The sequence below is a fragment of the Pseudomonas sp. MPB03 genome (assembly GCF_046605385.1).
Lineage (GTDB): Bacteria > Pseudomonadota > Gammaproteobacteria > Pseudomonadales > Pseudomonadaceae > Aquipseudomonas > Aquipseudomonas zanjanensis.
The window spans coordinates 24,898-45,876 of the sequence record NZ_CP176770.1 but is presented as its reverse complement, the minus strand read 5'-3'; the positions used below and the strand labels follow the sequence as shown (position 1 = coordinate 45,876).

The following is a 20,979-nucleotide window of genomic DNA, read 5'->3' as shown; positions in this document are numbered from 1 at the left end:
GCAGCGGCTTACTTGGCAGCGGGCGGCTTGGCCACGGAGCACAGGCGGATCGAGTCGGCGAGGATTTCGATGGCCTTGGGCCGCGGGAAGCTGGCGCGCCAGGCGATGGCAACGGTGCGGAACGGCACGGGTGGCGTCAGCGGGCGGACTTCGATCACGCCAGGGGAGTAATGATGGCTGTCCACCGCCGACAGCGGCAGGATCGAGATACCCAGGCCGGAAGCGACCATGTGGCGAATGGTTTCCAGGGAGCTGGATTCCACCGTGGTGTGCTTGGCGCCTTCGCTGCCCTTGGTCAGGGTCGGGCAGGCTTCGAGCACCTGGTCGCGGAAGCAGTGGCCCTCGCCGAGCAGCAGCAGGCTCTTGTCGTTGAGCAGGGCGGCGTCGATGGTTTTTTTCTGGGTCCAGGGGTGCTCTGCCGGCATCAGGACGTAGAACGGTTCGTCATAGAGCGGCAGGGTCAGGACGTCGGCTTCGTTGAACGGCAGGGCGATGATGATCGCGTCCAGCTCGCCGTTGCGCAGCTTGTCGCGCAGCACGTGGGTGAAATTTTCTTCGATGTACAACGGCATCTGCGGGGCGACCCGGTGCAGTTGCGGAATCAGGTGCGGAAACAGGTACGGGCCGACGGTGTAGATCGCGCCGACTTTCAGCGGGGCGGTCAGTTGGTTCTTGCCGGCCTGGGCCAGTTCGCGAATGCCTTGGGCCTGTTCAAGGACCTTCTGTGCCTGGGCGACGATGCCTTCGCCCACCGGGGTCAGGCGCACGGCGCTTTTGCTGCGCTCGAAAATCAGCACACCGAGTTCGTCTTCAAGTTTTTTCACACCCACCGACAGCGTCGGCTGGCTGACGTGGCAGCGCTCGGCCGCATGGCCGAAATGCTGCTCTTGGGCGAGGGTCACGATGTAGCGTAATTCTGTGAGGGTCATGGCGAGCGTCCGTGAAGTTGCGAGCCAAGCATACCGGCTGCAATCGATAGACGCACGTTATCAGACTGGGGGTGCGGTGGGACACTGGCGAATGTCTGTGGGGCGTTGCTGGATATGAAAAAGGCATCTTTCGATGCCTTTAGGTCGGTTGTGCTCATTGTGGCGAGGGAGCTTGCTCCCGCTGGCCTGCGCAGCAGGCCTCTGGTGCGGCGAACGCGGTCTGCCTGATGCAGCACATTCGCTGGTTTTGGGGCCGCTTCGCGGCCCAGCGGGAGCAAGCTCCCTCGCCACAGGATTCAACCTGCAATCGGGTTGCCAGATTGGGTCAACGCCGGCGCTTGTCGATGGAGTACACAAACGGTGCCGTCAGTTCGATAGTGCCGTTGGTCAGCAACTCCGCCGGTGGCTTGGGCAACGGCTGGGCGCGGCGGATCATTTCCAGGGTGGCCCGGTCCAGCAACTCGGTGCCGGAACTGCCCACCAGTTCGAATGACAACACGTTGCCGTCGGCATCCACCACGAAACGCAGGCGGTTGGTGCCTTCCTTGTTCATTTGCTGGGCCCTGGGCGGGTACTTCTTGTACTTGCCCAGGTGCGCCAGCAGCGTGCCCTGCCAGTTGGCCTTGGCGGCTGATTGCGCGGGCGACGGGCCAGGCGCCGGTTGCGCGGACTTCTCGGCCACTGACTGGGTTGGCGGCGTGTCGCTGGGTTTCTGCTCCGACGGCTGTTCCTTCGGCGGCTCGGGTTTTTTCTCCACCGGTTTGGGCTTGGGCGGTTGAGGCTTGGGCTTGGGCTTGACCGGCTTGGGCACGGCGATTTCAGGCTTCGGTGCTTCGGCGAGTTTAGGCAGCGGCAGCTCTTCCACCGGCTCGGGCGGTTGCGGCGGTGTGACGACTTTTGGCGGTGCCGGTGGCGGCGGGGCTGGGACCGGCGCCAGCTCGACCATCATCGCCTGGGGCGGCAACTCGATGGGCGCTCGCGTGGTCCAGTTCAGCGCCAGGGCGATGGCGAGCGCATGCACGCCCAGCACCACTGCCAGGCTACCGCTGTAACGCGTCAGCTTTTGGCGCGTCGTGATCATTTTTTAGGCGCCGTCTCGAGTCCGACCAGGCCGACCTTCAGGTAGCCGGCGCTTCGCAGTGCGTCCATCACGCTCATCAGGTCGCCGTAGTCCACGCCTTTATCGGCCTGGAAGAAGATCGTCGTGTCTTTCTTGCCCTGGGTCTTGGCGTCGAGGGTCGCGCCGAGGGTGTCGGCCTTGACCTCTTCCTCACCGAGGAACAGGCGCTGATCGGCCTTGACGCTGAGGAACACCGGTTTCTCTGGCCGCGGCGAAGGCTTGGCCGTCGACGCCGGCAGGTCGACCTTGATGTCCACGGTGGCCAGCGGGGCCGCCACCATGAAGATGATCAACAGCACCAGCATCACGTCGATGAACGGCGTGACGTTGATTTCGTGGTTCTCGGCCAGATCGTCGTCTGCGCCTTCTTTCAAATGCAGGCCCATGGCCGATTACCCCACTTTCACCATGTGCGGTTGCGAGCCACGCTCGGGCGGCAAGTGGTCGAGGTCACGGCTGACCAGCAGCAGGACTTCAGCCGAAGCGTCGGAAACCTGGGCCTTGTAGCCGGCAATGGAGCGGGCGAAGACGTTGTAGATCACCACCGCCGGGATTGCCGCGACCAGGCCCAGTGCCGTTGCCAGCAGGGCTTCGGCAATACCCGGAGCGACGACGGCGAGGTTGGTGGTCTGGGTCTTGGCGATGCCGATGAAGCTGTTCATGATGCCCCACACGGTGCCGAACAGGCCGACGAACGGCGCGGTGGAACCAATGGTGGCGAGCACACCGGTGCCGCTGCTCATGTTGCGACCGCAGGCGGCGACCAGGCGCTCGAGGCGGAAGCTCACGCGCTCCTTGATGCCTTCCTTCTCGCGGCTGTTGGCCGACAGGCGCATCTCTTCGAGGGCGTCATGCACCAGCAGGTTGGCGAGGGTGCCTTCCTTCGCCGCGGTGGCGCTGGCTTCCTTGAGGGTGGCGGCTTTTTTCAGGGCGGCGATTTCACCGCGCAAGCGACGCTTGGCACCCAGCAGCTCGAAGCCTTTGGCGATCCAGATGGTCCAGGTGATGATCGAGGCGATGGCCAGACCGATCATCACGATCTTCACGATGATGTCGGCGTTCTGGTACATGCCCCATGGCGACAGGTCGTGGGCCATGCCCAGGGTATTGTCGGCTTCGAGCACTTCAGGTGCCGGGGCCTCGACGGCTTGGGCCGGGTCGGTGGCGACCGGCGTCGCAACAGGAGCGGCCGGATCGGCAGGCGCCTGGGCGGCAGCAGGTGCGGCGGCCGGAGTCGTCGCTGGGGTCGTGGCGGGCGCCTGTGCATCGGCGAAGGCCGCGGCAGGTGCCAGCAACAGGCTGAACAACAAGGCGGCTACCGTGCTCCAGGCACGAGGTCGATTGGTTGGCGAAGCGGGGGATAGAGAGCGTTTCATGCTGGCCGGACCTGAGAAAAAAAGAAGATGGATGTTCTTCCAGGCCTCGTGGGCCGAGAACAAAAGTGGCGAGCATTATTGCAAGTAATTCTTGTTAACAAAAGTAATACAGTAACTTTTTTTCTCACATGGCTAGCCGCTCATCCCCCGCGGAGGCTAGTCTGCGGCTTTGCCAGAGGAGTTCTTGATGTCCGCGCCTTCTGTTTTGATCGCCGGCTGCGGTGATATCGGCGGCCGCCTGGCCAGCCGGTTAGTGGCCGAACATTGGCAAGTCCATGGCCTGCGGCGCACGGTTTCGAACTTGCCCGCGGGCGTCATCGGGGTGGCAGGGGATTTGTTCAGCGAGCAATGCCCCGCCGACTGGCCCACCGGGTCGCTGGATTACCTGGTGTACAGCGCGGCGGCCACCGACCATGACGAGGCGGGCTATCGCACCGCTTACGTCGAAGGGTTGCAGCATGTGCTGGGCTGGCTGAAGCAGCATGGCCAACGGCCCAAGCGCCTGTTGTTTGTGTCCAGCAGCAGTGTGTATGGGCAGCAGCAGGGCGAATGGGTGGATGAAACTTCGCCCACCGTGGCCGGCGGGTATTCCGGTCGACTGATGCTCGAAGCCGAGCAAGTCGCCCTGGACAGCGGCATTCCGGCCAGTCGCGTGCGCCTGACCGGCATTTATGGTCCAGGTCGGGAGTGGTTGCTGAGCCAGGTGCGCCAGGGTTATCGCGTGGTGATCGACCCGCCGCTGTACGCCAATCGTATCCACGCTGACGACGCGGCCGGCTTGCTGGCGTTTCTGCTGGAGGCTGATCGCCAAGGCAAGGTTCTGGACGACTGCTACATCGGCGTCGACGATGCCCCTGCGCCGTTGGCCGAAGTCGTGGGCTGGCTGCGGGAATTCATGGGTGTTACCGAGTGGGCCGAAGATGCCAGCGTGCGGCGCGCCGGCAGCAAGCGCTGCAGCAATGCCCGGGCGAAGGCCTTGGGCTGGACGCCGCGTTATCCGAGTTTTCGCGAGGGGTATGCGGCGATTCTGGAAGGGCGCTGCTGATTCCCCTGGCAGCCCAAAAACAAACTGTGGGAGCGAACTTGCTCGCGATGAGGCCCTGACAGTCAATATCGAAGTTGACTGTTACACCGCTATCGCGAGCAAGTTCGCTCCCACAGGGAGTTTTGTTGTCACCTGAATCGCGTTACTGCTTTTCAAGCACCCACTGCCGGTTGCCCGGCGTGAACGACGGCATTTCGTCCGCCAATGCCGCATTCACGGTCTGGAAAATTTCCAATTTCTTGCCGTCGCGGGCAAAGATCCATGTATTGCCCTGGCCGTTCTGCTGCAGCCAGATGTTGTCGTTGCCGCCGCTCATGGAGGCGCAATCGCCGGCCAGGCACAAGGCGTAGCGATCGGCACCCGGCAGGCCGCTGACCTGGCCGTCGGGCTGGAATTGCACGGTGGCGCCCTGGCCGGGGCCGCTGGTGATGTTCCAAGTGCCACCGAGGTAAGCGGCATACAGCGCGCGCTCGAAACTGGCACCGATGGGTGCGCCTTCCGGTACCTGGACTTGCGCGCGGTCGAACACCTGTTGCGGTTCGTTTTCGGTGGCGGCCTGGCTCAACTGGTCGCCGTCGCGCTTGAGTTCGCTGGCGGAGCTGCCGTAGAAGTCGACTTTCCAGGCGCCGTCTTCTTCGCCCAGCAACTTGCCTTCGACGTTTTCAAAACCGTTGGTGTAGCGCGCCTGGCCGGCCCGGGTGTTGACGTCCCATTCCAGGTTCGGGCCATAGCCTTGCAGCGCTTCGCGCAGCGGGCCGCCCTTGGCGGCAGCGTCGATGGCCGCCTGGTTGATCCAGGTGCCGCTGATGTCACGGTCGGCAGGGTCGCTGGCGCAGCCGCCCAGAAGCAGGGCTGCCAGCGAGAGAGCAAGCGCTTTGCGCATGGTGGAATCCTTTCAAGACGAAAACGGCGCAGCGGGGGAAGCTGCGCCGACCTTATTACTCGAGGACCAGGATGGCATCCATCTCGACCTGCGAACCCTTCGGCAGGGCCGCTACGCCGATGGCGGCGCGGGCAGGGTAGGGCTGGTCGAAGTATTTGCCCATGATCTCGTTGACCTTGGCAAAGTGGCTCAGGTCGGTGAGGAAGATATTCAGCTTGACGATGTCCTTGAACGAACCACCGGCAGCCTCGGCCACGGCCTTGAGGTTTTCGAACACCTGCACGGTCTGGGCTTCGAAGCCTTCCACCAGTTCCATGGTTTTCGGGTCCAGTGGGATCTGGCCCGACATGTACACCGTGTTGCCGGCCTTGATCGCCTGGGAATAGGTGCCGATGGCGGCTGGGGCCTTGTCGCTGGTGATTACGGTCTTGGTCATCGATGACTCCTTGTAAGGAATAGGCTATTGAGGCGTTATGCGCGCATCCGGGTGATGCGGATAACGCCGGTCAGGGCGCGCAGCTTCTTGATCACGCGGGCCAGGTGCACACGGTCGTGCACGCTGACCACCAATTGGACGACACTGATGCGACCATCGCGCTCGTCCATGCTGATTTTTTCGATATTGCCGTCGGCGGCGTTGACGCTGCTGGCCAGCAGGGCGATCAGGCCGCGCTGGTGTTCCAGCTCGACTCGCAGCTCGACATTGAATTCGCCGGTGACATCCTTGGCCCAGGAGAGCTGGATGCATTTTTCCGGGTTGTGGCGGATTTCGCTGATGTTGCGGCAGTTGTCCAGGTGCACCACCATTCCCTTGCCGGCGGACAGGTGGCCGACAATCGGATCGCCCGGGATCGGCGTGCAACACTTGGCATAGCTGAGCACCAGGCCTTCGGTGCCGCGAATCGCCAGCGGGCCTTCGGGGCTTGGCAGCTGTTCGCCTTCGCCGAGCAGGCGACGGGCGACGACATAGGCCATGCGATTGCCCAGGCCGATGTCTTCGAGCAGGTCTTCGATCAATTCGAGACGGTATTCGTGGAGCATCACCTGCACCCGCTCACCCGGGATCTTGTCCAGGGAGCTGTCGAAGCCGTTCAGGACCTTGTTCAGCAGGCGTTCGCCGAGGCTGATGGATTCGGAGCGACGTTGCAGCTTCAGCGCGTGACGGATGTGCGTGCGGGCCTTGCCGGTGACCACGAAGTTGAGCCATGCCGGGTTGGGGCGCGCGCCGGGGGCGCTGACGATCTCCACCGTGGAGCCACTTTGCAGCGGTTCGGACAACGGTGCCAGGCGGCGGTTGATGCGACAGGCAATGCAGCTGTTGCCGACGTCGGTGTGCACCGCATAGGCAAAGTCCACGGCCGTGGAGCCCTTGGGCAGCTCCATGATCCGGCCCTTGGGCGTGAAGACGTAGACCTCGTCCGGGAACAGGTCGATCTTCACGCTCTCGATGAATTCCAGGGAGTTGCCGGCGCGCTGCTGCATTTCCAGCACGCCCTTGACCCACTGCCGGGCGCGGGCGTGGGTGCTCTTGGGCTGTTCGTCACCGCTGGATTTGTAGAGCCAGTGGGCGGCGATGCCGTTGTTGGCCATCTCTTCCATTTCACGGGTGCGGATCTGGATTTCGATCGGCACGCCGTGCATGCCGAAGAGCGTGGTGTGCAGCGACTGGTAGCCGTTGGCCTTGGGGATCGCGATGTAGTCCTTGAAGCGCCCCGGCAACGGTTTGTACAAATTATGCACAGCACCCAGCACGCGGTAGCAGGTGTCGACCTTGTCGACGATGATCCGGAACGCGTAGACGTCCATGATCTCGTTGAAGGCCCGGCGCTTGCCGCGCATTTTCTTGTAGATGCCGTAGAGATGTTTCTGGCGCCCGCTGACTTCGCCTTCGATGCCGTCGATGGCCAGGCAGTGGCTCAGGGACTCTTCGATCTTGTTGACGATTTCCTTGCGGTTGCCCCGGGCGCGCTTGACGGCCTGGTTGATCCGCGCCGAACGCATCGGGTGCATCGCCTTGAAGCCCAGGTCTTCAAACTCGATGCGGATGGCATGCATGCCCAGGCGATTGGCGATGGGGGCGTAGATTTCCAGGGTTTCCTTGGCGATGCGCCGGCGTTTTTCGCCGGACAGCACTTCCAGGGTGCGCATGTTGTGCAGGCGGTCGGCGAGCTTGACCAGGATCACGCGGATGTCGCGCGCCATGGCCATGGCCATTTTCTGGAAGTTTTCGGCCTGGGCCTCGGCCTTGGTCTCGAAGTTCATCTGGGTCAGCTTGCTGACCCCGTCGACCAGTTCGGCCACGGTTTCGCCGAACTGCGCTTGCAGCGCTTCCTTGGCAATGCCGGTGTCTTCGATCACGTCATGCAGCATCGCCGCCATCAGGCTCTGATGGTCCATGTGCATGTCGGCAAGAATGTTCGCCACCGCAAGCGGGTGCGTGACGTACGCCTCGCCGCTGCGTCGGCGTTGGCCGTCGTGGGCTTGTTCGGCGTAGAAATAGGCTCGGCGGACCAGGTTGACCTGGTCCGTGCCGAGGTAGGCCGATAAGCGATCGGCGAGGGCGTCTATGCTCGGCATGATGGTGACTCCTGCCGTTTGCTGTGACCCCGCGCCGTGCTACGTCGACCAGGCATAGGCTTAGACCGCCTCGTTGGACTCGTCCTCGAACGCTGCGAACAGCGGTTCGTCTTCGACGATCTCAGCGTTGGCGATGAACTCGTAGCTCATCAGGCCTTCGGCGATTTCACGCAGCGCTACCACGGTAGGCTTGTCGTTTTCCCACTGGACCAATGGCTCTTTGCCGCCGGTGGCCAGTTGACGGGCACGCTTGGTAGAGAGCATGACCAGCTCAAAGCGGTTTTCCACGTGTTCTAGGCAGTCTTCAACGGTTACGCGGGCCATGGTATTCCTCGGAGCGAATGCAATATGCGCGCTGCCCGGTTGGGCGAGCGGACTCGACAGTTTAAAAAAACACCAGCGTTTAGGGAAGCGCTGATTTTTTAACCAAACCCCTCGGCGCGCTGCGAGTACCAATGTAAAGCCGTCGCAGCGGTTTTGGGAAGGGCTGTTCAGCCCAGTAGTTCGGCCAATAATTTACCGAAACGTTGCTGCTGGCGTTTCTGTTGCAGCTGGCTGGCGCGGAAAATCGCCTTCAGGTCGTCCAGCGCGTGGGCGAAATCGTCGTTGATGATCAGGTAATCGTAGTCGACGTAGTGGCTCATTTCGCTGACCGCTTCACGCATCCGGCCCTCGATGATCTCGTCGCTGTCCTGGCCGCGGTTGGTCAGGCGCTGGCGCAAGGCCTGCTGGCTCGGTGGCAGGATGAAGATCGAGCGGGCCTGGGGCATCAGCTTGCGCACCTGCTCGGCGCCTTGCCAGTCGATTTCCAGGATCAGGTCGTGGCCTTCGTCGAGGGTCTGCTGCAGATAGCTTTGCGACGTGCCGTAGAGGTTGCCGAAGACTTCGGCGCGCTCCAGGAAGTCGCCGTGCTCGGCCATCTTCACGAACTCTTCGCGGTCGACGAAGTGATAGTTCACGCCGTTGACTTCGCCCGGGCGCATGGCACGGGTGGTGTGCGAGACCGAGACGCGGATCTGCGGCTCGGCGTCGATCAGCGCCTTGACCAGGCTGGTCTTGCCGGCGCCCGAGGGCGCGGAAATGATGTAGAGAGTGCCGGTGCTGTGGGTCATGTCGGGTTAGCCTTACTCAATGTTCTGCACTTGTTCGCGCATTTGCTCGATCAACACCTTGAGGTTGACCGCTGCCTGGGTGCTGCGCGGGTCGAAGGCTTTGGAGCCCAGTGTATTGGCTTCGCGGTTGAGCTCTTGCATCAGGAAGTCGAGGCGGCGACCGGCCGCGCCGCCGGACTTGAGCACCCGGCGGACTTCGATGATATGGGTGCTCAGGCGATCCAGTTCTTCGGCCACGTCGCTCTTTTGCGCGAGCATGACCATTTCCTGTTCCAGGCGTTGCGGGTCCAGCTCGGCCTTCATGTCGGCGAAACGATCGAGGACCTTCTGGCGCTGGGTGGCGAGCATCTGCGGGACCAGCTCGCGCAGGGTGCTGACGTCTTCTTCGATGGAGGTCAGGCGTTCGTTGATCAGCCGGGCCAGCTCCGCGCCTTCACGCTCGCGGCCGGCCTTGAGCTCTTTCAAGCCTTGGTTGAACAGTGCCAGCGCTTCGGCGTTCAGCGCCTGGGGGTCGCTCGCGTCACCCACCAGCACGCCGGGCCAGGCCAGGACTTCCAATGGATTCAGGGCCGCGGGGTTTTTGATCAGGCTGGCGATGGTTTCGGCGGCGGCGACCAACTGCGCGGCGCGCTCGCGGTCTACTTGCAGGGGTTTGCCGGTGCTTTCTTCGGTGAAACGCAGGGTGCATTCCAGCTTGCCTCGGGACAGGCCCTGGCGCAGCGCTTCGCGCACGTTGCCTTCCAGGTCGCGGAAGGACTCGGGCAGGCGCAGGTGCGGTTCCAGGTAACGGCTGTTGACCGAGCGCAGCTCCCAGCTCAGCGTGCCTTGGGCCCCGGCTTTCTCGACGCGGGCGAAGGCGGTCATGCTGTGCACCATGGGGGTTCCTCGCAATGCAGGCCGGCCACAATCAATGGTCGCGGGGCCTGGGATCTGTGGATAAATGCTGAAGGACAGCAAAGGCGCGGGATTGTAGCGCAGTGGGACCCAAGCGCCCAAACAGCTCCGGCAACAAACCGCTGCAGCCCGTCGGCCGGGGCTTTGGGCGCGTTCATCGGTCGCGTCAGCTTTTTTAAACTGCCCTCTGGCGGCCCACGGCTCTATAATGTCCGGCAGTTTTCCGTCCTCTGTACAGGTGTTCCCTATGAAACGTCCAAGTGGTCGCGCTGCCGATCAGCTTCGCTCGATCCGCATTACCCGCAACTACACCAAACACGCCGAGGGATCTGTACTGGTCGAATTCGGTGATACCAAGGTCATCTGCACCGTCAGCGTCGAAAACGGCGTACCACGGTTTCTCAAGGGCCAAGGCCAGGGCTGGTTGACCGCCGAATACGGCATGCTGCCGCGCGCCACCGGCGAGCGGAACCAGCGTGAGGCCAGCCGTGGCAAGCAGGGCGGCCGCACCCTGGAAATCCAGCGTCTGATCGGTCGTTCGCTGCGCGCTGCGCTGGACATGTCCAAGCTGGGCGACGTGACGCTGTATGTCGATTGCGATGTGATCCAGGCCGACGGCGGCACGCGTACGGCTTCCATTACCGGGGCCATGGTTGCGCTGGTCGATGCCTTGAAAGTGATCAAGAAGCGCGGCGGCCTCAAGGGCGGTGACCCGCTCAAGCAAATGATCGCCGCCGTGTCCGTGGGCATGTACCAGGGCGAGCCGGTGCTGGACCTGGATTACCTGGAAGATTCCGCCGCCGAGACCGACCTGAACGTGGTCATGACCAGCGCCGGTGGTTTCATCGAAGTCCAGGGCACCGCCGAGGGCGCGCCGTTCCAGCCGGAAGAATTGAACGCTATGCTGGAACTGGCGAAGAAAGGCATGAACGAGATCTTCGAACTGCAAAAGGCCGCCTTGGCCGACTGATCGTTGTGCGCTTCAGACAAGGAGAATGTCATGAGTGATGAGCAAGTCCTGTTGCCCCAGCCGAGCAAAGAAGTGCGGCAATGGGCGATGTTTTGTCACCTGTCTGCACTAGTGGGAATTTTCATTCCGTTCGGTTCGCTGATCGGGCCACTGGTCATCTGGCAGATCAAGCGTGAATCCGACCCGTTCATCGATGCCCAGGGCAAGGAAGCGCTGAACTTCCAGATCACCGTGGCGATCGCCGCGGCGATCAGCCTGCTGCTGATGATCGTGGTGATCGGCTTCTTCCTGTTCGGCCTGGTGGCCATCGGTGCGCTGGTACTGACCATCATTGGCGGCGTGAAGGCCAATGAAGGGCAACCGTATCGGTATCCGTTTACCTGGCGGTTGGTTAAATAACGATCAGTGGCGCATTGCTTTTTTGGGAGCGAGCTTGCTCGCGATAGCGGTGCAACATTCGACATGAATGTTGACTGATACATGGCTATCGCGAGCAAGCTCGCTCTCGCAATTGATTTCCAGCGCCTACAAAAAAACCGACATCGCTGTCGGTTTTTTTGTAGGTACGAATGGTGCTTAGATGGTCAGCGTCCAATCGTAATCCACGATCAGCGGCGCATGCTGCGAGAACCGTGGCTGGCGCGGCAGGCGGGCGCTGCGTACGAAGCGGCGCAACCCGGGCGTCAGCAACTGGTAGTCGAAACGCCAGCCGAGGTTGAGCATCTCGGCCTGCTCGTTGTCTGGCCACCAGCTGTATTGGTCGCCTTCGCGGCTGACTTCACGCAGGGCGTCGACATAACCCATGTTGCCAATGATCTCGTCCATCCAGGCCCGTTCCGGCGCCAGGAAACCAGGAGATTGCTGGCTGTCGCGCCAGTTCTTGATATCCAGCTTCTGTTGCGCCACGTACAGCGAGCCACAATAAATGTACTCGCGACGTTTGCGTCGCTGTTTATCAAGGTAACGGGCGAAGTCGTCCATCAACTTGAATTTCTGATTCAAATCTTCATCGCCGTTCTGCCCCGAAGGGAGCAGCAAGGTCGCGATGCTGACCTTGTCGAAATCGGCTTGCAGGTAGCGCCCGTAGCGGTCCGCCGTCTCGAAACCGAGACCGTTGATGACAGCCTTCGGTTGCAGCCGCGAGTACAAAGCCACGCCACCCTGGGCGGGGACTTCGGCATCGCAGGCATAAAGGAAGTAACCATCCAGTTGGAAGGCTGCATCGTCCAGTTCAAAGGCGGAGGCGCGGGTGTCCTGCAGGCAGATGACGTCGGCATTCTGTGCTTGCAGCCAACTGAGCAAACCACGCTCGACTGCAGCCTGAATACCATTGACGTTCACACTGATGATCCGCATAAATGGCCCCAAAAATCACGTGCGTGTATGATACACGCCGTGTACCTATTTAGCTAAATCCGCGGTATTTGAGGCTTTTTTCATGCAGGCGTATCAGCGCGATTTCATTCGCTTTGCCATCGATCGCGGCGTTTTGCGCTTCGGTGAATTCACCCTCAAGTCCGGGCGCACCAGCCCGTACTTCTTCAATGCGGGCCTGTTCAACAGCGGAACCGCCCTGGCGCAGTTGGGCCGGTTCTATGCCGCAGCCATCGTCGAGAGCGGCATCCCGTTCGACGTATTGTTTGGCCCGGCCTACAAAGGCATCCCGCTGGCTGCCACCACCGCTGTGGCCTTGGCCGAACACCACGACCGCGACCTGCCCTGGTGCTTCAACCGCAAGGAAGCCAAGGCCCACGGCGAAGGCGGCAGCCTTGTCGGCGCGCCGCTGGCCGGCGAAGTATTGATCATCGACGACGTGATCACCGCGGGCACCGCCATTCGCGAAGTGATGCAGATCATCGGTTCCCAGGAAGGCGCCAAGGCCGCTGGTGTGCTGATCGCCCTGAACCGCCAGGAGCGCGGCAATGGAGAGCTGTCGGCGATCCAGGAAGTGGAGCGCGACTTTGGTATTCCGGTGATCAGCATCGTGTCGCTGAACCAGGTGCTGGAATTTTTGGCCGATGATCCGCAGCTCAAGCAGCATTTGCCAGCAGTTGAGGCTTATCGGGCGCAGTTCGGCGTCTAAAAGACCTGCGCGATCCCCCTGTGGGAGCGAGCTTGCTCGCGATAGCGGTGTGTCAGCCAGCATTGATGCTGAATAATGAATTGCCATCGCGAGCAAGCTCGCTCCCACAGGGAGCAAAGCAAAAAAAGACCCCGCTCAACCAGGTTGAGCGGGGTCTTTTTTTGCAGGTATCGCTTAAGGACGCTTGCGATTGCTGATCAACGTACCCACGCCGGTGTCGGTGAAGATCTCCAGCAGGATCGCATTGGGCACCCGGCCGTCGATGATCAGCGAGCTGCCGACGCCGCCCTGTACCGCTTCCAGCGCGCAACGAATCTTTGGCAGCATGCCGCCGTAGATGGTGCCGTCGGCGATGAGGTCATCGACCTGCTGGGTCGACAGTCCGGTCAGGACCTTGCCCGACTTGTCCATCAGGCCGGCGATGTTGGTCAGCAGCATCAGCTTTTCAGCTTTCAGTGCCTCGGCAACCTTGCCTGCCACCAAATCGGCGTTGATGTTGTACGACTCACCGTTGGCACCCACGCCGATGGGTGCGATGACCGGGATGAAGTCGCCCTTGACCAGCAGGTTCAGCAGGTCGGTGTTGATGCCGACTACTTCGCCCACGTGACCGATGTCGATGATTTCCGGCTGGGTCATCTCCGGGGTCTGGCGGGTGACGGTGAGTTTCTTCGCCCGGATCAGCTCGGCGTCCTTGCCCGTCAGACCGATGGCGCTGCCGCCATGGCGGTTGATCAGGTTGACGATGTCCTTGTTGACCTGGCCGCCAAGGACCATCTCCACCACATCCATGGTCTGTGCATCGGTCACGCGCATGCCGTCGATGAAGTGACTCTCGATCGACAGGCGCTTGAGCAGGTCGCCGATCTGCGGGCCACCACCGTGGACCACCACCGGGTTGATGCCCACGGCCTTCATCAGCACGATGTCGCGGGCGAAGCCGGTCTTGAGCTCCTCGCTTTCCATCGCGTTGCCGCCGTATTTGATCACCAGGGTCTTGCCGACGTAGCGTCGGATATAAGGCAACGCTTCGGACAGGACCTTGGCGGTGTTGGCGGCGGCTTCGCGTTCGAGGGTCATTCAGGGCTCCGGTAGTGCTTCAAAAAATCAAAACGGTAGTTGGAGATCAGGTGCAACACGTTTGAGTTGGGCGTGGAATACGTCCTTGATGCGCTGCAGTTCCGCCTCGTTGTCGGCTTCGAAACGCAGCACCAGCACCGGCGTGGTGTTGGAGGCGCGGACCAGGCCCCAGCCTTGTGGGTAGTCGACCCGCACACCGTCGATGGTGGTCAGTTCGGCGCCTTCGCCCCACTGGGCGTCGTGCAGTGCATCAATGATGCTGAATTTGCTCTCTTCGGTCACATGGATATTGATTTCTGGCGTAGAAATATCGTTCGGGAAGGTCGCGAACAGTTCTTCGGCCGTGGATTTTTCCTTGCTGAGGATCTCCAGCAGGCGCGCGGCGCTGTAGATGCCATCGTCGAAACCGAACCAGCGTTCCTTGAAGAAGATGTGGCCGCTCATTTCGCCGGCCAGCAGGGCGCCGCTCTGCTTCATTTTCTTCTTGATCAACGAGTGACCGGTTTTCCACATGAGCGGGCGACCGCCATATTCCTTGATCAGCGGCACCAGGCGACGGGTGCATTTCACGTCGAAAATGATCTCGGCATCGGGGTTGCGCGCCACCACGTCCTTGGCAAACAGCATCAGCAGGCGGTCCGGGAACACCACGCTGCCGGTATTGGTCACCACGCCCACGCGGTCGCCATCGCCGTCGAAGGCCAGGCCCAGGTCGGCGTTGGTTTCCTTGACCTTGGCGATCAGGTCTTGCAGGTTTTCCAGCTTGCCCGGGTCCGGGTGGTGATTAGGGAAATTGCCGTCGACTTCGCAGAACAGCGGGATAACTTCGCAGTTCAGGGCTTCGATCAGTTGCGGGGCGATCACGCCGGCCGCGCCGTTGCCGCAATCGACCACCACTTTCAGGCGGCGGGCGAGCTTCACGTCCTTGACGATCTCGTCGTTGTAGCGCGGGAGAATGTCGACCTTGGTCACGCTGCCCTGGCCGCTGCTCAGGTCATTGGTCTTGAGGCGGGTGTGCAGGGCCTGGATCTGCTCGTTGGCGAGGGTGTCGCCGGCGATAACGATCTTGAAACCGTTGTAGTTCGACGGGTTGTGGCTACCGGTGAGCATCACCCCGGATTTACCGGCCAGCACGTTGGCGGCGTAATACAGCGCGGGCGTCGGCACCAGGCCCACGTCGCTGACGTGGCAGCCGCTGTCGGCAACGCCTTTGATCAATTGCTCAACCAGCTCGGGGCCCGACAAGCGGCCGTCACGGCCGACGCACACGTTCGGTTCGCCCTGGGCCAGGCTCTGGGAGCCAATGGCGCGGCCGATCCAGTAGGCGGTTTCGGCGGTGAGGGTTTCCGGTACCACGCCACGGATGTCGTAGGCGCGGAAAATGCTTTCAGGGAAGATCGGGGCGATTGCGGCTGGGGTGTTCATGGGCGGGGCGCTCTATCAGGAAAGTGACTGGACAGGCCGACACTGGGTGTCGGCAGGCTCAAGCTGAAGGGTATGACGGCGTTTTTGACAGAGAGTTCGTGGTGGGAAAGTGCCATGAGACAGCGGTACCCCGGCCTCGCTCGCCTAATACATTGATTCCGGATGGGAAACCTAGCAGAAAGCCATTGCGCATTTTTTGTCCTGAAACAGAAGCTTCATGAACGGGCCGGGCAGGACGCCGGGCCCGCAATCGAGCGGTCAATGGCTGCCGGAATGTCCGAAACCACCGGCGCCGCGCTGGCTCTCGTCGAATTCGTCGACCAGTTCGAAGTGGGCCTGGACCACCGGCACCAGTACCAACTGCGCGATGCGCTCGCCCACGGCAATATTGAAGGCCGTTTGGCCGCGGTTCCAGCACGACACCATCAGTTCGCCCTGGTAGTCGGAATCGATCAGGCCCACCAGGTTGCCCAGCACGATGCCGTGTTTGTGGCCCAGGCCCGAGCGCGGCAGGATCAGTGCGGCCAGGCCCGGGTCGCCGATGTACACCGACAGGCCGGTAGGAATCAGCAGGGTCTGGCCTGGCTCCAGGATCGTGTCTTGCTTGAGCATCGCCCGCAGATCGAGGCCGGCGGAGCCTGGTGTGGCGTATTGCGGCAGCGGGAATTCGCTGCCGATGCGTGGGTCGAGGATCTTGGCTTGTAGAGCGTGCATGACATTAAACCTGGTTCAGACGTTCGGCGATGAAAGTGATCAGCTGGCGGGCAATCTTGCTCTTGCTGGTCTGGGCGAAAAGTGTGGCGTGCAACTGGCGGTCGATCACGCTGCAGGCGTTTTCTTCGCTGTTGAAGCCGATGCTCGGGTTGGCCACATCGTTGGCGACGATCAAGTCGAGGTTCTTGTCCTTGAGCTTGCGGGCGGCGTAATCGAGCAGGTGTTCGGTCTCGGCGGCGAAGCCGACACTGAAGGGGCGGTCGGGGCGGGTGGCGATGCTGGCCAGGATGTCCGGGTTGCGCACCATTTGCAGGAGCAGGCCGTCGCCGCTTGTAGGGTCTTTCTTCAATTTTTGCGGGGCAACGACTTCGGGGCGGTAGTCCGCTACCGCAGCCGAGGCGATGAACAGGTCGCACGGGATGGCCGCTTCGCAGGCCGCGAGCATGTCTCGGGCGCTGACCACGTCGATGCGCGTGACCCGGTCCGGGGTCGGCAGGTGCACGGGACCTGTGATCAGCGTCACCCGGGCGCCGGCTTCGACGGCGGCTTCGGCCAGGGCGAAGCCCATTTTTCCGGAGCTGTGGTTGGTGATGTAGCGCACCGGGTCGATGTTTTCCTGGGTCGGCCCGGCGGTGATCAGCACATGCTTGCCGGTCAGGGCCTGGCGCTGGAAGCAATCGGCGGCGCACTGGGCCAGGTCGGTAGCCTCGAGCATGCGCCCCATGCCGACGTCGCCGCAGGCCTGGCTGCCGGAGGCTGGGCCGAAGACTTTCAGGGCGCGGCTTTCCAGCAGTTGCAGGTTGGCCTGGGTGGCCGGGTCGCGCCACATGGCCTGGTTCATGGCGGGGGCGACGGCGACCACGGCGTCGGTGGCGAGCACCAGGGTGGTCAGCAGGTCGTCGGCGATGCCTTGGGCCAAACGGGCGATCAGGTCGGCCGTGGCCGGGGCGATCAGCACCAGGTCGGCCCACTTGGCCAGTTCGATATGGCCCATGGCGGCTTCGGCCGCCGGGTCGAGCAAATCCAGGTGGACCGGGTGCCCGGACAGGGCTTGCAGGGTCAGCGGGGTGATGAACTCGCTGCCGCCACGGGTCATGACGACCCGTACTTCCGCGCCCTGGTCGATGAGTCGGCGAACCAGCTCGGCGCTCTTGTAGGCGGCAATGCCGCCGCCGACGCCCAGAACGATGCGTTTCCGATACAGCCGCTGCATAGGCCTGCCTTTCGATTTCAGTGGTCAGTGCAGGGCGAACCCCTTGGCAGCAGCCTGCCAGGGTGCAAATCGCCTGCAAAAAAGATGGGCTACGATATCACAGCGACCGCTACGGAACAGCGGCGCCCACAATCAGGGAGATGCCATGAGTATTCGCGATTGGCCCGCGGCCGAGCGACCGCGGGAGAGGTTATTGGCGCTGGGGGCGGGAAGTCTTTCGGACGCCGAGCTGCTGGCGATTTTTTTACGCACCGGCGTGTCCGGCAAAAGCGCGGTGGATCTGGCGCGACAACTGTTGATTCAATTTGGCAGCCTGCGCGCGCTGCTTGAAGCCGATCAGATTACATTCAGCAATCATATGGGGCTCGGGCCGGCGAAGTTTGCCCAGTTGCAGGCGGCCCAGGAAATGAGTCGGCGGCATTTGGCTGAGCGGGCACGGGAAAAGACTTCACTGGAAAGCCCATTCGCGGTGCGTGAATACCTCAAGTCCATGCTGCGCCACGAGCCCCACGAGGTGTTCGGTTGCCTGTTTCTCAATTCCAAGCACCAGGTGCTGACCTTCGAGGCGCTGTTTCGCGGTTCTATCGACAGCGCCAGTGTCCATCCCCGGCAGGTGGTCAAGCGCGCCCTGGCCCATAACGCCGCTGCGTTGATCCTGTGCCACAACCACCCCTCCGGCAACGCCGAGCCCAGCCAGGCCGACCGTGTGCTCACTGAGCGTCTCCAGGAGGCCCTGGAGTTGATCGATGTGCGGGTGCTCGACCATTTCATCGTTGGCGATGGCGAGCCGTTGTCGATGGCGGAGTGGGGGTGGATGTAGGCCGGGTCTGACGAAGCGAGGCCCTTTGTGGGAGCGAGCTTGCTCGCGATAGCGGTCGGTCAGCCAGCATTGATGTGTCTGATGCGCCGCTATCGCGAGCAAGCTCGCTCCCACAGGGACCATTGCAACTTCAAATGTCCGTGGGCTGGGGTTACTTGAGGCTGACCTTGGAGTAGTCCTGCCGCCCAAACGGGCTCACCGCATAACCCTGCACATCCTTGCGGGTAAGCGCGAAGGCAGTGGGATGGGCCAGGGGCAGCCACAGGGCCTGCTGCTGGATCTGGGCCTGGGCCTGTTCGTAGAGCTTGGCGCGCACGCCTTGTTCGCCGGTGGTCTTGCCGGCGCTGATCAGTTTGTCCAGATCCGGGTTGCAGTAGCGGGCGAAGTTGGTCCCGGACTTCACCGCCGCGCAGGAAAACTGCGGCGTGAGGAAGTTGTCCGGGTCGCCGTTGTCGCCGGCCCAGCCCATGAACAGCAGGTCATGCTCGCCGGCCTTGGCGCGGCGGATCAGTTCGCCCCATTCGATCACGCGGATTTCCGCCTGGATGCCGATTTCCGCCAGGTCCGATTGCAGCAACTGTGCGCCAAGGCTCGGGTTGGGATTGAGCAGGCTGCCGGAAGGGCGGGTCCAGATGGTGGTCTTGAAGCCTTCCTTCAAGCCGGCCTTGGCCAGCAAGTCGCGGGCCTTGGCCGGGTCGTGGGCGTAGCCAGGCAAGTGCTTGGCATAGCTCCAGGTGTTCGGTGGGTAAGGGCCATTGGCGGCTTCGGCGGTGCCTTCGAAGACGGTCTTGAGGTAGCTGGCCTTGTCGAAGGCCAGGTTGATGGCTTGCCGTACCTCAGGCTTGTCCAGGGGCGGATGCTGGCTGTTGATCGCCAGGAACGCGGTCATGAAGGCCTCGGTCTGGGCCACGCTCAGGGTCGATTCCTGCCGGGCGGCCTGCACATCCAGCGGCTTGGGCGACAGGGCGATCTGGCATTCGTTGCGGCGCAGTTTCTGCAGGCGCACGTTGGCGTCCGGCGTGATGGCGAAAATCAACGGATCCACCTGGGGCTTGCCGCCGAAATAGGCGTCGTTGGCCTTATAGCGAATCGAGGCGTCCTTCTGGAATCGGCTGAAAATGAACGGGCCGGTGCCGACCGGCTGGTTGTTGAGTTTTTCCGGCATGCCGGCCTGCATCAACTGGTCGGCGTATTCGGCCGAATAGATGGAGGCAAAACCCATGCTCAACGTCGCCAGGAAGGTCGAGTCGGCGTGATCGAGGGTAAAGCGCACGGTCAGCGGATCCAGGGCGTCGATTTTCTTGATCAGCGCCGGCAACTGCATGGACTGGGCGTGGGGGAAGCCGCTTTGCGCGACCTTGTGCCACGGGTTCGCCGGATCGAGCATGCGTTCGAAGCTGAACTTCACGTCCTCGGCAGTCAGGTCGCGGCGCGGGGTGAAGTAATCGGTGCGGTGGAACTTGACCTGCGGCCGCAGCTTGAACACGTAGGTCAGGCCATCGGTGGAGACTTCCCAGCGCTCGGCCAGGCTGGGGACTACTTTGCCGCTGGCGGTGTCGAAATCCACCAGGCGGTTCATCAGCACGTCGGCGGAGGCATTGGTGGTGGTCAGGGAGTTGTACTGGACGACATCGAACCCTTCCGGGCTGGCTTCGGTGCAGACGCTCAGGGCGGCGGCGAAGGCCTGCGGGGTGATCAGCAGAGGGGCGAGCAACAATGGTAGGGCAGCGAGGCGCATGGTCGGTTTCCTGTGCAAGTCGAAGGCCCATCTGCGAGTGCAGTCTGGAAAAGGCCTACCCTAGTGGGCTCGCTGCCAAATGACTATCCCCTTTTTGCATTTTCCGGCACCCTGCGACGACGTTTGAGTGGCCCGAACCTGTCGCAAGTGAAAAAAACCTGCGTGCAGCGACGAGCGGTAAGGGGCCGTGCCAGCCTCTGTCCCCGCCGTCCCGGGCGGTTGGCCGATGATTCTCCAGGAAGACAAATCACATCGGCTGTTGTTGCACTGTGGTCTTTCTGGTATAAAGCAGCGCTCTTTTCTAGGGGCCCGGTTCCTTCACTGTAGGTGTAGCCGGTAAGACCCTTAAAGAAACGCGGCGCCTGGCGCCAAATGACTGAGAGATTAAGCGGCCAACCCATGCCGGGTTGGGCATGTGGTTTTAGAGGGCTGAGGCATGTCGAGAGTCTGTCAAGTTACCGGTAAGGGTCCGGTGACTGGGAATAACATTTCCCACGCAAACAACAAAACCCGTCGTCGTTTCCTGCCGAACCTGCAGCATCACCGCTTCTGGGTTGAAGAAGAGAAACGTTTTGTGCGTCTGCGCGTATCTGCCAAGGGCATGCGCATCATCGACAAGCGTGGCATCAGTGTCGTGCTGGCCGAACTTCGTCGCGATGGCAAGGTTTAAGGGAGCTAATCATGCGTGAATTGATTCGTTTGATCTCGAGCGCCGGTACTGGTCACTTCTACACTACCGACAAGAACAAGCGTACTACCCCGGACAAAATCGAGATCAAGAAATATGATCCGGTTGTTCGCAAGCACGTGATCTACAAGGAAGGCAAAATCAAGTAATTGATTTTTCCCTCTTACAAAAAAGGCCCGTATCGCGAGATACGGGCCTTTTTTGTTGCCTTCGTCAGGACCTCATCGCGAGCAAGCTCGCTTCCACACTGGACCTTATGACGCCCCAGGTCCCTGTGGGAGCGAGCCTGCTCGCGATGAGGCCGGCCCGGGC

The 20,979-nt window shown here is 61.9% G+C and carries 22 protein-coding genes and 1 pseudogene; 7 read left to right on the top strand and 16 right to left on the bottom strand.

What is annotated here, in order from left to right:
• Positions 1–8: 8 nt before the first annotated feature.
• The 4 genes from ACLH0I_RS00220 to exbB form a co-directional block, all read right to left on the bottom strand.
• Positions 9–929 carry a hydrogen peroxide-inducible genes activator gene (locus ACLH0I_RS00220; protein ID WP_186706903.1) on the bottom strand — a complete coding sequence of 307 codons (921 nt, stop codon included), beginning with the start codon at positions 927–929 and terminating at the stop codon, positions 9–11.
• 325 nt (positions 930–1,254) lie between these two features.
• The gene (locus tag ACLH0I_RS00215) at positions 1,255–2,010 is read right to left on the bottom strand and encodes an energy transducer TonB (RefSeq protein ID WP_186730335.1); all 756 of its coding nucleotides are present in this window, start codon (positions 2,008–2,010) and stop codon (positions 1,255–1,257) included.
• Complete coding sequence (exbD, locus tag ACLH0I_RS00210; protein WP_053126573.1) at positions 2,007–2,435, bottom strand: TonB system transport protein ExbD; 429 nt, start codon at positions 2,433–2,435, stop codon at positions 2,007–2,009. The genes ACLH0I_RS00215 and exbD overlap by 4 nt, the downstream gene beginning before the upstream one ends.
• A 6-nt stretch (positions 2,436–2,441) precedes the next feature.
• Positions 2,442–3,425, bottom strand: a complete 984-nt coding sequence (gene exbB, locus ACLH0I_RS00205; protein ID WP_411385957.1) for a tonB-system energizer ExbB — start codon at positions 3,423–3,425, stop codon at positions 2,442–2,444.
• Between the two features lie 187 nt (positions 3,426–3,612).
• On the opposite strand from exbB, the gene ACLH0I_RS00200 reads away from it, so the two are divergent.
• Positions 3,613–4,470 carry an SDR family oxidoreductase gene (locus tag ACLH0I_RS00200; protein ID WP_250964564.1) on the top strand — a complete coding sequence of 286 codons (858 nt, stop codon included), beginning with the start codon at positions 3,613–3,615 and terminating at the stop codon, positions 4,468–4,470.
• A 142-nt stretch (positions 4,471–4,612) separates the two neighbouring features.
• Here ACLH0I_RS00200 and ACLH0I_RS00195 read toward each other — a convergent pair whose 3' ends face one another.
• From ACLH0I_RS00195 to ACLH0I_RS00170, 6 genes are all read right to left on the bottom strand, one after another.
• Positions 4,613–5,353: a hypothetical protein gene (locus ACLH0I_RS00195; RefSeq protein ID WP_411385956.1), complete on the bottom strand. Its 741-nt coding sequence runs from the start codon at positions 5,351–5,353 to the stop codon at positions 4,613–4,615.
• Between the two features lie 55 nt (positions 5,354–5,408).
• The gene (locus ACLH0I_RS00190) at positions 5,409–5,789 is read right to left on the bottom strand and encodes a RidA family protein (protein ID WP_186706898.1); all 381 of its coding nucleotides are present in this window, start codon (positions 5,787–5,789) and stop codon (positions 5,409–5,411) included.
• Between the two features lie 35 nt (positions 5,790–5,824).
• Positions 5,825–7,930 carry a bifunctional GTP diphosphokinase/guanosine-3',5'-bis pyrophosphate 3'-pyrophosphohydrolase gene (spoT, locus tag ACLH0I_RS00185; RefSeq protein ID WP_053126562.1) on the bottom strand — a complete coding sequence of 702 codons (2,106 nt, stop codon included), beginning with the start codon at positions 7,928–7,930 and terminating at the stop codon, positions 5,825–5,827.
• Positions 7,931–7,990: 60 nt separating this feature from the next.
• On the bottom strand, positions 7,991–8,254 hold the full coding sequence (gene rpoZ, locus ACLH0I_RS00180) for a DNA-directed RNA polymerase subunit omega (protein WP_003177259.1): 264 nt from the start codon (positions 8,252–8,254) through the stop codon (positions 7,991–7,993).
• Between the two features lie 167 nt (positions 8,255–8,421).
• The gene (gene gmk, locus ACLH0I_RS00175; protein WP_053126561.1) at positions 8,422–9,042 is read right to left on the bottom strand and encodes a guanylate kinase; all 621 of its coding nucleotides are present in this window, start codon (positions 9,040–9,042) and stop codon (positions 8,422–8,424) included.
• 12 nt (positions 9,043–9,054) lie between these two features.
• Positions 9,055–9,918 carry a YicC/YloC family endoribonuclease gene (locus ACLH0I_RS00170; RefSeq protein WP_411385955.1) on the bottom strand — a complete coding sequence of 288 codons (864 nt, stop codon included), beginning with the start codon at positions 9,916–9,918 and terminating at the stop codon, positions 9,055–9,057.
• 265 nt (positions 9,919–10,183) lie between these two features.
• On the opposite strand from ACLH0I_RS00170, the gene rph reads away from it, so the two are divergent.
• Together rph and ACLH0I_RS00160 are read left to right on the top strand one after the other, a co-directional pair.
• Positions 10,184–10,906: a ribonuclease PH gene (gene rph, locus ACLH0I_RS00165; protein WP_003177262.1), complete on the top strand. Its 723-nt coding sequence runs from the start codon at positions 10,184–10,186 to the stop codon at positions 10,904–10,906.
• Positions 10,907–10,936: 30 nt separating this feature from the next.
• On the top strand, positions 10,937–11,305 hold the full coding sequence (locus ACLH0I_RS00160) for a DUF4870 domain-containing protein (protein WP_186706896.1): 369 nt from the start codon (positions 10,937–10,939) through the stop codon (positions 11,303–11,305).
• 177 nt (positions 11,306–11,482) lie between these two features.
• On the opposite strand, the gene ACLH0I_RS00155 is transcribed toward ACLH0I_RS00160, so the two are convergent.
• Positions 11,483–12,262, bottom strand: coding sequence for an exodeoxyribonuclease III (locus ACLH0I_RS00155; protein ID WP_013694557.1), 780 nt, complete (start codon positions 12,260–12,262; stop codon positions 11,483–11,485).
• An 82-nt stretch (positions 12,263–12,344) separates the two neighbouring features.
• Here ACLH0I_RS00155 and pyrE point away from each other — a divergent pair, with 82 nt between their 5' ends.
• Entirely contained in the window at positions 12,345–12,989 is a 645-nt protein-coding gene (pyrE, locus tag ACLH0I_RS00150) for an orotate phosphoribosyltransferase (RefSeq protein WP_411385954.1), read from the top strand.
• 174 nt (positions 12,990–13,163) lie between these two features.
• Here pyrE and argB read toward each other — a convergent pair whose 3' ends face one another.
• The 4 genes and pseudogenes from argB to coaBC form a co-directional block, all read right to left on the bottom strand.
• A complete protein-coding gene (gene argB, locus ACLH0I_RS00145) occupies positions 13,164–14,069 on the bottom strand; it encodes an acetylglutamate kinase (protein WP_003206871.1) in 906 nt (301 codons plus the stop codon).
• 27 nt (positions 14,070–14,096) lie between these two features.
• Positions 14,097–15,500, bottom strand: a pseudogene (locus tag ACLH0I_RS00140) (phosphomannomutase/phosphoglucomutase); the annotation flags it as partial.
• Positions 15,501–15,752: 252 nt separating this feature from the next.
• On the bottom strand, positions 15,753–16,208 hold the full coding sequence (dut, locus tag ACLH0I_RS00135) for a dUTP diphosphatase (protein ID WP_186706889.1): 456 nt from the start codon (positions 16,206–16,208) through the stop codon (positions 15,753–15,755).
• Between the two features lie 4 nt (positions 16,209–16,212).
• Complete coding sequence (gene coaBC / locus ACLH0I_RS00130) at positions 16,213–17,421, bottom strand: bifunctional phosphopantothenoylcysteine decarboxylase/phosphopantothenate--cysteine ligase CoaBC (protein WP_411385953.1); 1,209 nt, start codon at positions 17,419–17,421, stop codon at positions 16,213–16,215.
• 145 nt (positions 17,422–17,566) lie between these two features.
• Between coaBC and radC the strand changes: the two genes are divergently transcribed.
• Complete coding sequence (radC, locus tag ACLH0I_RS00125) at positions 17,567–18,241, top strand: RadC family protein (RefSeq protein ID WP_250964558.1); 675 nt, start codon at positions 17,567–17,569, stop codon at positions 18,239–18,241.
• Positions 18,242–18,392: 151 nt separating this feature from the next.
• On the opposite strand, the gene ACLH0I_RS00120 is transcribed toward radC, so the two are convergent.
• On the bottom strand, positions 18,393–19,979 hold the full coding sequence (locus tag ACLH0I_RS00120; protein WP_411385952.1) for an ABC transporter substrate-binding protein: 1,587 nt from the start codon (positions 19,977–19,979) through the stop codon (positions 18,393–18,395).
• Positions 19,980–20,415: 436 nt separating this feature from the next.
• Between ACLH0I_RS00120 and rpmB the strand changes: the two genes are divergently transcribed.
• Both rpmB and rpmG read left to right on the top strand, forming a co-directional pair.
• Positions 20,416–20,649 (top strand): 50S ribosomal protein L28, encoded by a 234-nt coding sequence (gene rpmB, locus ACLH0I_RS00115; RefSeq protein WP_003177273.1) that lies wholly within the window; start codon positions 20,416–20,418, stop codon positions 20,647–20,649.
• Between the two features lie 11 nt (positions 20,650–20,660).
• Positions 20,661–20,816, top strand: coding sequence for a 50S ribosomal protein L33 (gene rpmG / locus ACLH0I_RS00110; RefSeq protein ID WP_003177274.1), 156 nt, complete (start codon positions 20,661–20,663; stop codon positions 20,814–20,816).
• The last annotated feature ends 163 nt before the right edge of the window (positions 20,817–20,979 follow it).

Excerpts from the sequence above, each read along its gene's own strand:
- exbB (WP_411385957.1), bottom strand. The coding sequence starts at position 3,425 with ATGAAACGCTCTCTATCCCCCGCTTCGCCAACCAATCGACCTCGTGCC.
- rpoZ (WP_003177259.1), bottom strand. The coding sequence starts at position 8,254 with ATGGCCCGCGTAACCGTTGAAGACTGCCTAGAACACGTGGAAAACCGC.
- ACLH0I_RS00200 (WP_250964564.1), top strand. The coding sequence starts at position 3,613 with ATGTCCGCGCCTTCTGTTTTGATCGCCGGCTGCGGTGATATCGGCGGC.
- dut (WP_186706889.1), bottom strand. The coding sequence starts at position 16,208 with ATGCACGCTCTACAAGCCAAGATCCTCGACCCACGCATCGGCAGCGAA.
- argB (WP_003206871.1), bottom strand. The coding sequence starts at position 14,069 with ATGACCCTCGAACGCGAAGCCGCCGCCAACACCGCCAAGGTCCTGTCC.
- ACLH0I_RS00195 (WP_411385956.1), bottom strand. The coding sequence starts at position 5,353 with ATGCGCAAAGCGCTTGCTCTCTCGCTGGCAGCCCTGCTTCTGGGCGGC.
- ACLH0I_RS00170 (WP_411385955.1), bottom strand. The coding sequence starts at position 9,918 with ATGGTGCACAGCATGACCGCCTTCGCCCGCGTCGAGAAAGCCGGGGCC.
- ACLH0I_RS00220 (WP_186706903.1), bottom strand. The coding sequence starts at position 929 with ATGACCCTCACAGAATTACGCTACATCGTGACCCTCGCCCAAGAGCAG.
- exbD (WP_053126573.1), bottom strand. The coding sequence starts at position 2,435 with ATGGGCCTGCATTTGAAAGAAGGCGCAGACGACGATCTGGCCGAGAAC.
- rpmB (WP_003177273.1), top strand. The coding sequence starts at position 20,416 with ATGTCGAGAGTCTGTCAAGTTACCGGTAAGGGTCCGGTGACTGGGAAT.
- radC (WP_250964558.1), top strand. The coding sequence starts at position 17,567 with ATGAGTATTCGCGATTGGCCCGCGGCCGAGCGACCGCGGGAGAGGTTA.
- pyrE (WP_411385954.1), top strand. The coding sequence starts at position 12,345 with ATGCAGGCGTATCAGCGCGATTTCATTCGCTTTGCCATCGATCGCGGC.
- coaBC (WP_411385953.1), bottom strand. The coding sequence starts at position 17,421 with ATGCAGCGGCTGTATCGGAAACGCATCGTTCTGGGCGTCGGCGGCGGC.
- rpmG (WP_003177274.1), top strand. The coding sequence starts at position 20,661 with ATGCGTGAATTGATTCGTTTGATCTCGAGCGCCGGTACTGGTCACTTC.
- ACLH0I_RS00120 (WP_411385952.1), bottom strand. The coding sequence starts at position 19,979 with ATGCGCCTCGCTGCCCTACCATTGTTGCTCGCCCCTCTGCTGATCACC.
- ACLH0I_RS00190 (WP_186706898.1), bottom strand. The coding sequence starts at position 5,789 with ATGACCAAGACCGTAATCACCAGCGACAAGGCCCCAGCCGCCATCGGC.
- rph (WP_003177262.1), top strand. The coding sequence starts at position 10,184 with ATGAAACGTCCAAGTGGTCGCGCTGCCGATCAGCTTCGCTCGATCCGC.
- gmk (WP_053126561.1), bottom strand. The coding sequence starts at position 9,042 with ATGACCCACAGCACCGGCACTCTCTACATCATTTCCGCGCCCTCGGGC.
- ACLH0I_RS00215 (WP_186730335.1), bottom strand. The coding sequence starts at position 2,010 with ATGATCACGACGCGCCAAAAGCTGACGCGTTACAGCGGTAGCCTGGCA.
- ACLH0I_RS00155 (WP_013694557.1), bottom strand. The coding sequence starts at position 12,262 with ATGCGGATCATCAGTGTGAACGTCAATGGTATTCAGGCTGCAGTCGAG.
- ACLH0I_RS00160 (WP_186706896.1), top strand. The coding sequence starts at position 10,937 with ATGAGTGATGAGCAAGTCCTGTTGCCCCAGCCGAGCAAAGAAGTGCGG.
- spoT (WP_053126562.1), bottom strand. The coding sequence starts at position 7,930 with ATGCCGAGCATAGACGCCCTCGCCGATCGCTTATCGGCCTACCTCGGC.